This window comes from Rhodococcus sp. BS-15, from assembly GCF_000813105.1.
In the GTDB taxonomy this organism is placed as follows: domain Bacteria; phylum Actinomycetota; class Actinomycetes; order Mycobacteriales; family Mycobacteriaceae; genus Rhodococcoides.
In genome coordinates this window covers 1-8306 of record NZ_BAOX01000221.1, presented here as the reverse complement: position 1 = coordinate 8306, position 8306 = coordinate 1, and the positions used below count along the sequence as shown (strand labels likewise).

At 64.6% G+C, this 8306-nt stretch carries 6 protein-coding genes and 1 pseudogene; 6 read left to right on the top strand and 1 reads right to left on the bottom strand.

Annotated features, from left to right (window positions below; genetic code table 11):
* From RHBS_RS20245 to RHBS_RS20220, 6 genes and pseudogenes are all read left to right on the top strand, one after another.
* On the top strand, nucleotides 1-417 hold a 417-nt coding region (locus tag RHBS_RS20245), incomplete at its 5' end, for a phosphatase PAP2 family protein (protein WP_145977553.1).
* On the top strand, nucleotides 414-1319 hold the full coding sequence (locus RHBS_RS20240; RefSeq protein ID WP_121871812.1) for a decaprenyl-phosphate phosphoribosyltransferase: 906 nt from the start codon (nucleotides 414-416) through the stop codon (nucleotides 1317-1319). The genes RHBS_RS20245 and RHBS_RS20240, both read left to right, overlap by 4 nt.
* Nucleotides 1297-3161 (top strand): annotated as a pseudogene (zomB, locus tag RHBS_RS20235) (flagellar motor control protein ZomB). The gene RHBS_RS20240 and the pseudogene zomB overlap by 23 nt, the downstream one beginning before the upstream one ends.
* A 219-nt stretch (nucleotides 3162-3380) precedes the next feature.
* Nucleotides 3381-4391: an alpha/beta hydrolase family protein gene (locus tag RHBS_RS20230; protein WP_183130341.1), complete on the top strand. Its 1011-nt coding sequence runs from the start codon at nucleotides 3381-3383 to the stop codon at nucleotides 4389-4391.
* A 330-nt stretch (nucleotides 4392-4721) separates the two neighbouring features.
* Nucleotides 4722-5735, top strand: a complete 1014-nt coding sequence (locus tag RHBS_RS20225; RefSeq protein ID WP_121871815.1) for an alpha/beta hydrolase family protein — start codon at nucleotides 4722-4724, stop codon at nucleotides 5733-5735.
* A gap of 222 nt (nucleotides 5736-5957) precedes the next feature.
* On the top strand, nucleotides 5958-7859 hold the full coding sequence (locus RHBS_RS20220; RefSeq protein ID WP_121871816.1) for an alpha/beta hydrolase-fold protein: 1902 nt from the start codon (nucleotides 5958-5960) through the stop codon (nucleotides 7857-7859).
* Here RHBS_RS20220 and RHBS_RS29170 read toward each other — a convergent pair.
* A partial coding sequence (locus tag RHBS_RS29170) for a hypothetical protein (RefSeq protein ID WP_187298574.1) occupies nucleotides 7822-8306 on the bottom strand: 485 nt, incomplete at its 5' end. The two genes, RHBS_RS20220 and RHBS_RS29170, sit on opposite strands and share 38 nt — an antisense overlap.

Below are 8306 nucleotides of genomic sequence, written 5' to 3'. Positions count from 1 at the left end.
TCGCACTTCGGCGAACACGCACTCGGCTGGGTCGCGATCGCCGGTATCGGAGCTGCACTGGACAAGCCGCGTCGGCGTCAGTGGGCCTCGGTGGCCGTCGGGGCAGTCGGTTCCCACGCCGCGTCGATCGTCATCAAGCGCATCGTGCGCCGGCCGCGGCCCCACGACCCGGCCGTGCGCATCAACGTCTCGACACCCAGCAAACTGAGCTTCCCGTCCTCGCATGCGACATCCACCACAGCCGCCGCGGTTCTCCTCGGCCGGGTGACCGGGCTACCGTTACCGGCGGTCCTCGTCCCACCCATGCTGCTCTCGCGCTTGGTGCTCGGAGTCCACTACCCCACCGATGTGCTGGCCGGATCGGCACTCGGCGCGTTGACGGCTGCGGCCGTCGTGAAGTTCGAAGGAGACAAATGAGCGAGGATGCCGCACCCGTAGGCGCACCGCCGAAGAACCTGGCGGACGGCATCGTCAAGGCGCTTCGTCCGCGTCAGTGGGTCAAGAACGTCCTGGTGCTGGCTGCACCGTTGGCGGCGGGCTCGGTCACCGACCCCGACGTTCTGCTGTCCGTCGCGCTCGCGTTCGTCGTGTTCTGCTTCGCCGCGTCCGGGGTCTACCTGGTCAACGACGCCCTGGATGTCGAAGCCGACCGCGCGCACCCCACCAAGCGATTCCGGCCGATCGCCGCGGGCGTACTGCCGGTCAACATCGCCTACGCGATGGCGGTTGTCTCGCTCGGTCTCGCCATCGGTCTCTCGTTCATCGCGAACTGGAAGCTGGCGCTGGTCATCGGCGTCTACATCGCGATTCAGCTGGCGTACTGCTTCGGCCTCAAGCACCAGGCCGTGCTCGACATCTGCATCGTCTCCTCGGGCTTCCTGCTCCGGGCGATCGCCGGTGGGGTCGCTGCCTCGATTCCGCTGTCGCAGTGGTTCCTGCTGATCATGGCGTTCGGTTCGCTGTTCATGGCGGCCGGTAAGCGCTACGCGGAGCTCCAGCTGGCCGAACGCACCGGAGCGAAGATCCGCAAATCGCTCGAGAACTACACCACCACGTACCTGCGATTCGTCTGGACACTGTCTGCGACCGCCGTCGTCATCTGTTACGGCCTGTGGGCGTTCCAGGAAGATGCCGGCACGGGTGCCAACTGGTTCGCCATCTCGATGATTCCGTTTACTATCGCAATCCTGCGATACGCAGTGGATGTCGATGGCGGCGAGGCAGGCGAACCCGAAGAGATCGCGTTGGGAGACAGGGTTCTGCAGCTGCTCGCCATAGCGTGGATCGGAGTGGTTGGTGTCGCTGTCTACCTCGCCTGACCAGCGAGACGCGCGAGAAGAGAACTCCGCTCGGGCATCGATCACCAGGCCCGTCTTCTGGATCGGGACCGTGGTCACCGGGGCGTTGTTCCTCTGGGGTGCGTGGGAGCGCCGCTGGATCGCCGACGACGGCCTGATCGTTCTGCGTACCGTCCGCAACCTGCTGGCAGGCAACGGACCGGTGTTCAACGCGGGCGAACGCGTGGAAACCAACACCAGCACCATCTGGACCTACCTCGTCTACGCGGGCAGTTGGCTCAGCGAGGGCCGGCTCGAGTACGTCGTGCTGACGATCGCACTGGTTCTGTCCACGGCGGCCGTCGTTCTCGCGATGATGGGCACGTTCGCGCTACGTGGTCGCACCGCGTCGCAGACTCTGTTCCTGCCCGCCGGTGTACTGGTCTACATCGCGGTTCCGCCCGCCCGGGACTTCGCGACATCCGGGCTCGAGACCTGCCTGGTCATCTTCTGGCTGGCTATGCTGTGGCTGCTGATGGTCCGCTGGGGCCAGCGCCGCTCCGGTGGCGTCGAGCTACTGCTGCTGGCCTTCTTCGCCGGGCTCGGCCCGCTGGTGCGTCCGGAACTGTCCATCGTGGCGGTGCTGGCGCTGGCGATGATCTTCCTGGCCCCGCAGAGCTGGCTGTCCAGGCTGCGAGTGTTCGCCTTCGCCGGAGCCGTGCCGGTGCTCTATCAGATCTGGCGCATGGGCTACTACGGCCTGCCGTACCCCAACACCGCGGTGTCGAAGGATGCCGGCGGAGCCAAGTGGTCGCAGGGGTTCGAGTACCTGTCCAACCTCGTGGGGCCGTACCTGCTGTGGCTGCCGCTCGTACTGCTGGTCGTCGGTGCTGCACTGTCGGCCTCGCGAGTGCGGTTGTCCCTGCCCCGCACCGTCGGCGGCTGGCTCGCAGCGCTGCGGACGCCGACCGCCGTGGTCGTCTTCGTGTTGATCAGTGGTCTACTGCTGGCTTTGTACGCCATCCGCGTCGGCGGCGATTTCATGCACGGTCGGACATTGTTGCCGGCATTGTTCACGCTTTTGTTGCCGATTTCGGTGCTGCCGGTTGCCCTCCCGAAACGCTGGTCTGCAGATCGCGCCACAGCGGTTTTCGTCGCCGATCTTTTCGTCTGGGGTGGCATCGTGGTTTGGGCCGTCGCGGCTGCCAATACGACGGGTATGCCGCAGGGCTCGATCGTCGGCCGAAGCGGCATCGTCGACGAGCGGGCGTTCTACTCGCTCAACACCGGGCACGCCCATCCGATCCTGGCCTCGGACTACCTCGACTACCCGCGCATGCGGGGAATGGTCGAGGCGATCGAGGACACTCCCGACGGCGGGTTGCTGTTGCCGTCGGCTCAGTTCACGTATTGGGATGTCGTGCCACCACCGCTCCCCATCCCCGAGGGTGGGTTCGGTCACACCGTCTTCTTCCTCAACCTCGGAATGACCAGCATGAACGTCGGTCTCGACGTGCGGGTCATCGACCAGATGGGGCTGGCATACCCGTTGGCGTCACACACCGAGCGGCTCGAGAACGGCCGGATCGGACACGACAAGAACCTGTATCCGGACTGGGTGGTGGCCGATCTCGGACTCGTCGCCGTCTATCCCTACCTGCCTGGTACATGGACGAGGACTGGGTCACCGAGGCTCAGGTGGCACTGACCTGCCCCGACACCCAGGAGCTGCTCACCTCGTATCGGGCCCCGTTGACGAAGGATTTGTTCGTCCGGAATTTCAAGCGCTCGCTGTTCTACGCCGGATATCGGTTCGATCGAGTGCCGAAGTACGAAATACAACGATGTGATCTTCCGGCCCCGATATTGAAGGCGGACAATTAGATGTCCGAACACGAAAAGGTCACCGGGTTGCGCCGAATTGGTCTCGACGCCAAGATGAGCTATCTCGATCATGTAACGGGGGTCGTCCTTCGTGCGATAAGTGCGGAGGATGTGTATGCGTCCGACCTGTGTGGTCGGGCGGCAGACATGGAGAACTTGCGAGATCAAGCGTTGATTGCGTAACCGATGTGACGATGAAGCAGCTGAGAGGTCGAGTGCATGCTGGGTAGAAGGAAGAGCCGGTCCGAGGACAAGCGGGGTGGGTCCTGGGGACGCCGCGCCGCCACGTCCATGCTGATGGCGGTGGTCCTCCCACTGGGATTGGCTGTAGCCGGCGGTGGCGCAACTGCCAACGCTGCCTTCGACGGCAATGCCATCGACGTCTGGACGGACTCGAGCATGGGTCCGATCAAGAGTCGCGTCTGGCGCGCCGCGGACGGCAACACCAACCGTGTCGTCTACCTCCTCGACGGGCTGCGGGCCACCACCGACATCTCCGGCTGGGAGCACGAGACCGACGCCGGTGCCGTTCTGGCCGGATACAACATCAACGTCGTCCAGCCGGTCGGCGGACAGTCGAGCTTCTACTCCGACTGGTACGCACCGTCGAACTTCAACGGCCAGCAGACCACGTACAAGTGGGAGACCTTCCTGACGCAGAACCTGCGTGAGAACCTGCGCGCCAACTGGGGCTTCAACCCCAACCGCAACGGTGTCATCGGTATCTCGATGGGTGGCTCTGCTGCTCTGACGCTCGCTGCCTACCACCCGGACCAGTTCAGCTACGCAGGCTCGCTGTCCGGTTACCTGAACATCTCCGCTCCCGGCATGCGTGAAGCGATGCGTCTGGCTTTGCTCGACTCCGGTCGCTACAACATCGACGCGATGTGGGGACCGCCGTGGGATCCGGCGTGGCTGCGCAACGACCCGTTCGTCTTCGCGCCTCGTCTGCGCGACAACGGAACCCGCGTGTGGGTGTTCGCAGGTAGCGGTCTGCCCGGCGGACTCGATCGCCCGCGGAGCTTCATCGACTACTACAACACCGGCAACGGCATGGGCCTCGAGGCCATCGCACTGGCGAACAGTCGGGCGTTCCAGATCCGGATGGCCAGCATCGGTGCCAACAACGTCACGTATGCGTTCCCGGCCGTCGGTACCCACCAGTGGGGCTACTGGGGCGAGCAGATCCGCATCATGGCACCGGACCTGAGCGCCAACATCGGTAACTGACCCGGTCACGGAACATTTCGGTTGTTTGGTCCGTTTTCCGGCCCTTAGTGAAACTTCACGACTTTTCAGGGCTGTTCAGCGGGGACCGAGCAGGATAGTCTCCTGTTCCAGGGAAACGTCGAGGTGAAACTGGGACGCTGATCACAGTTTTGCCTTGGAACCGCTCGATGGAATAACCTCCATCGAGCGGTTCGCCTGTTTTCACAGCAGAACCTCAGATTTTTCGGGACCACATCGTCCTTCGGCCCGGAGGGGCCACCAGGAAAGCCCTGTTCGATTGCCGGGGGCCGCATGTCGCGGAGACCGCGTAGATGAAAGAGAGCACGATTCATGCGATTTGCCGGCCTCAGCAGAACACCGAAGGCGTCTTCACGCTGGCGTCAGCGCCTGCTCGGCGTCGGTGCTGCAGCGCTCGTACTTCCCCTCGCAGCCGGTGTCGTCGGTGGAGCAGTCGCTGTTGCAGCGCCCGCTCCCGTCGCGCATCAGGCCCCTGCCGGTGGCCGTGAAGACCTGATCGTCCCGTCCGAGATGGGCCCCATCAAGGTCCAGGTCCAGTGGGCGGCCCGCGGCGGAAACGCTGCGCTGTACCTGCTCGACGGACTGCGCGCACGCGACGATCGCAACGCCTGGACGTTCGAGACCAACGCGCAGGATCAGTTCGCCAACGACAACGTGACCCTGGTCATGCCCGTCGGCGGTCAGTCGAGCTTCTACAGCGACTGGTACACCTCGTCGAACTTCAACGGCCAGGAAGTCACCTACAAGTGGGAGACGTTCCTGACCGAGGAGCTGCCCGCGTTCCTCGAGAACTACGGCGTCTCGCGTAGCAACAACGGTGTTCTCGGACTGTCGATGGGTGGTTCGGCAGCTCTGACGCTCGCCGCGTACCACCGCGATCAGTTCAAGTTCGCCGGTTCGCTCTCGGGCTACCTCAACATCTCGGCGCCCGGCATGCGTGAGGCCATCCGCGTCGCGATGCTCGACGCAGGTCGCTTCAACGTCGACTCCATGTGGGGACCGCCCTGGAACCCGGCGTGGCTGCGCAACGACCCGTTCGTCTTCGCGCCGCGCCTCGAGGGCCTGTCCCTGTACATCTCGGCAGCCAGCGGTCTGCCCGGCGAGTTCGATCGTCCGGCCGCGCCGATCGATTTCTACAACACGGCCAACGGCATGGCGCTTGAGGCACTCTCGCTCGCCAACACCCGTGCATTCCAGATCCGGATGAACACTCTGGGCATCCCGGCCACCTACAGCTTCCCGTCCAACGGCATCCACGCATGGCCGTACTGGGGAGCCGAGCTGTGGAAGGCTCGCGGCCAGATCCTGGACGCGCTCAACGCCTGACACCGATCGAGAAGTCGTTCTTCGAGAAATGCCGCCCCGCGTCTGTGCGCCGGGCGGCATTTTTCGGTCTCGACCGTGATCGCCACCGTCGAACCAGTTCACAATTGCACCACCAGTCACAGCGCGTCTGCTGCTCGTCGGCACCGGGCACGTGTAGAAAGACATACGAAGCATGTCTCGATAGGAGACCTTCGAAAGTCACGTCGAAAGAGAGTCACCATCATGCGCACTGAGCTTGTTCGGTTCGGTCGGACTACATCGGCCGGCACACGGGCTCGACGAGCGGCAGCAGCACTGACCGTCGCTTCCGCGCTGATGATCCCCTTCGCGGCGACGACCGTCGCCTCCGCCGCCCCCATCGCGCAGACGGCCCCTGTTGCGCTTGCCGGCCCCGCCTACACGCAGACGTCCGGTGCCACCGTCACGTCGGTGGACTGGCTCTCCGATCGTCGCGTCGCGCTGTGGATCCAGTCGCCCTCGATGGGAACGCCCATCCAGGTTCAGCTGCTGCTCGCGCGTGACTGGAACATCAACCCGCAGGCCACGTTCCCGCAGGTGTACATGCTCGACGGCCTACGCGCGACCGATCAGGAGAACGGCTGGACGGCCGAGACCGACGCCGAGTCCTACTTCGCCGACAAGAACGTCAACGTGGTCCTCCCCATCGGCGGCCAGTCCAGCTTCTACTCCGACTGGGTCGATCAGGACAACGGCAAGAACTACCAGTGGGAGACGTTCCTGACCAAGGAGCTCCCACCGATCCTCGAGCGGGACTGGCGTAGCACCGACACCCGCGGAGTCGTCGGGTTGTCGATGGGCGGCACGTCCGCGATGTTCCTGGCCGCGCGCAACCCCGGTTTCTTCAAGTTCGCCGGCTCGCTCTCGGGCATCCTGAGCACCACCTCGCTCGGCATGCCGCAGGCAATCCAGTACGCGATGACCGACGCCGGCGGCTACAGCTCCAGCGCTATGTGGGGGCCGCCCTCGAATTCTCTGTGGGCACAGCACGATCCGTACATGTTGGCCGACAAGCTCGAAGGCGTCAGCCTCTACATCTCCAGCGGCAACGGCTCGGCCGGACCGTACGATCAGCCGTCGCCCATTCCCGGCGTGAGCACCAACTACGCCGGCATGGGTCTCGAGATCCTCTCGCGACTGACCTCGCAGACGTTCGCCACCAAGCTCAATCAGCTCGGCATTCCCGCTCAGGTCAACTACCGGCCGTCGGGCACGCACTCGTGGCCGTACTGGCAGTTCGAGCTGCATCAGCTGTGGCCGCAGCTCGCCACCGCACTCGGTGTCGAGGTCGACAAGCCCGCGTGCAGCGTCGCCGGACTGATCGGCAACGCGAGCGGTGCCAATTCGTGGCTCGGCCCGTGCTTGACCGCCGAGTACAACGTGGCCGGTGGTCGCGCTCAGGACTTCACCTTCGGCCGGGTCTTCTTCACCCCCGATACCGGTGCGCAGGTCGTCGCCGGTGCCATCGGTGGCATCTACCAGGGCAACGGGGGCCCAGAGGGCGCTCTCGGGTTCCCGACGACCGGCGAGATCGGTACTCCCGACGGCCGTGGACGGTTCAACGCCTTCCAGAACGGCATGGTCTACTTCACGCCGCAGACCGGCGCGCACGCGGTCAAGGGTGCTGTGCTCGACGAGTGGGCTGCCCAGGGTTACGAGGGCGGACCGCTGGGCTACCCGGTGCTCGACGAGGTCGAAACGCCGAACAAGCCCGGATCGGTACAGGGCTTCGAGATCGGTGCCATTTACACCTCTCCCGATGCAGGTGTGCACTCGGTGCAGGGCATGATTCTGGGCAAGTACGGCGAATTGGGTTGGGAGAGTGGAGCTCTCGGGTTCCCCAAGTCCAACGAGCTCGGCCCGATCAGGGACGGCGGACGCTTCAACCAGTTCGAGACGGGCAACATCTACTGGAGTCCGCTCAGCGGAGCCTGGTCAACACCGTACGGTCCGATCTTCGACGCATGGGGATCGGTCGGCTACGAGGGCGGCCGGTTGGGCTACCCCACCAGTGATCAGTTCGACATCGACGGTGGTGGCAAGCAGCAGAACTTCCAGTTCGGCATCATCACGCTGAAGGACGGCGTTGCCACGATCGCGCCGTAGAACCTGCGGATAGCAGCTCAGAGTTCTCACAGAGCGCGGCGGTAGTCTCGCCTGCGAACCCGACGACCGAAGGATTTCGATCGATGATGCGTAATTCCCTCACCAGGACTCTGTCGCTCGGTGTGTTCGCCGTGGCGGCGAGTTCGATGCTGGTGGCCTGCGGGAGTGACGACTCGACGGCGACCGGAGCGCCGACGAGCACCACCTCGCCGCCGAGTCGACGACCGAGGCGAGTTCGACGACGTCGGCTGCCGAGTCCACCACCACCGCTGCGCCGACCACGAGCCCGGGTGAGGCGGCCACCGCGCCGCCGGAGCAGCCTCAGCCCGTCCCGGACGATTTCCCGGGGCCGACGGAAAGTCAGATCGATGACCGCGGTCAGAGTTTCCTGGACGAGTTGAGGAATCAGGGCATCACCCCGGCGGGCAACGGCGACATCGCGGTGTC

What these genes read in the sequence shown, in the direction of transcription:
- RHBS_RS20240 (WP_121871812.1), top strand. Translation starts at nt 414, where the DNA reads ATGAGCGAGGATGCCGCACCCGTAGGCGCACCGCCGAAGAACCTGGCG.
- RHBS_RS20230 (WP_183130341.1), top strand. Translation starts at nt 3,381, where the DNA reads ATGCTGGGTAGAAGGAAGAGCCGGTCCGAGGACAAGCGGGGTGGGTCC.
- RHBS_RS20225 (WP_121871815.1), top strand. Translation starts at nt 4,722, where the DNA reads ATGCGATTTGCCGGCCTCAGCAGAACACCGAAGGCGTCTTCACGCTGG.
- RHBS_RS20220 (WP_121871816.1), top strand. Translation starts at nt 5,958, where the DNA reads ATGCGCACTGAGCTTGTTCGGTTCGGTCGGACTACATCGGCCGGCACA.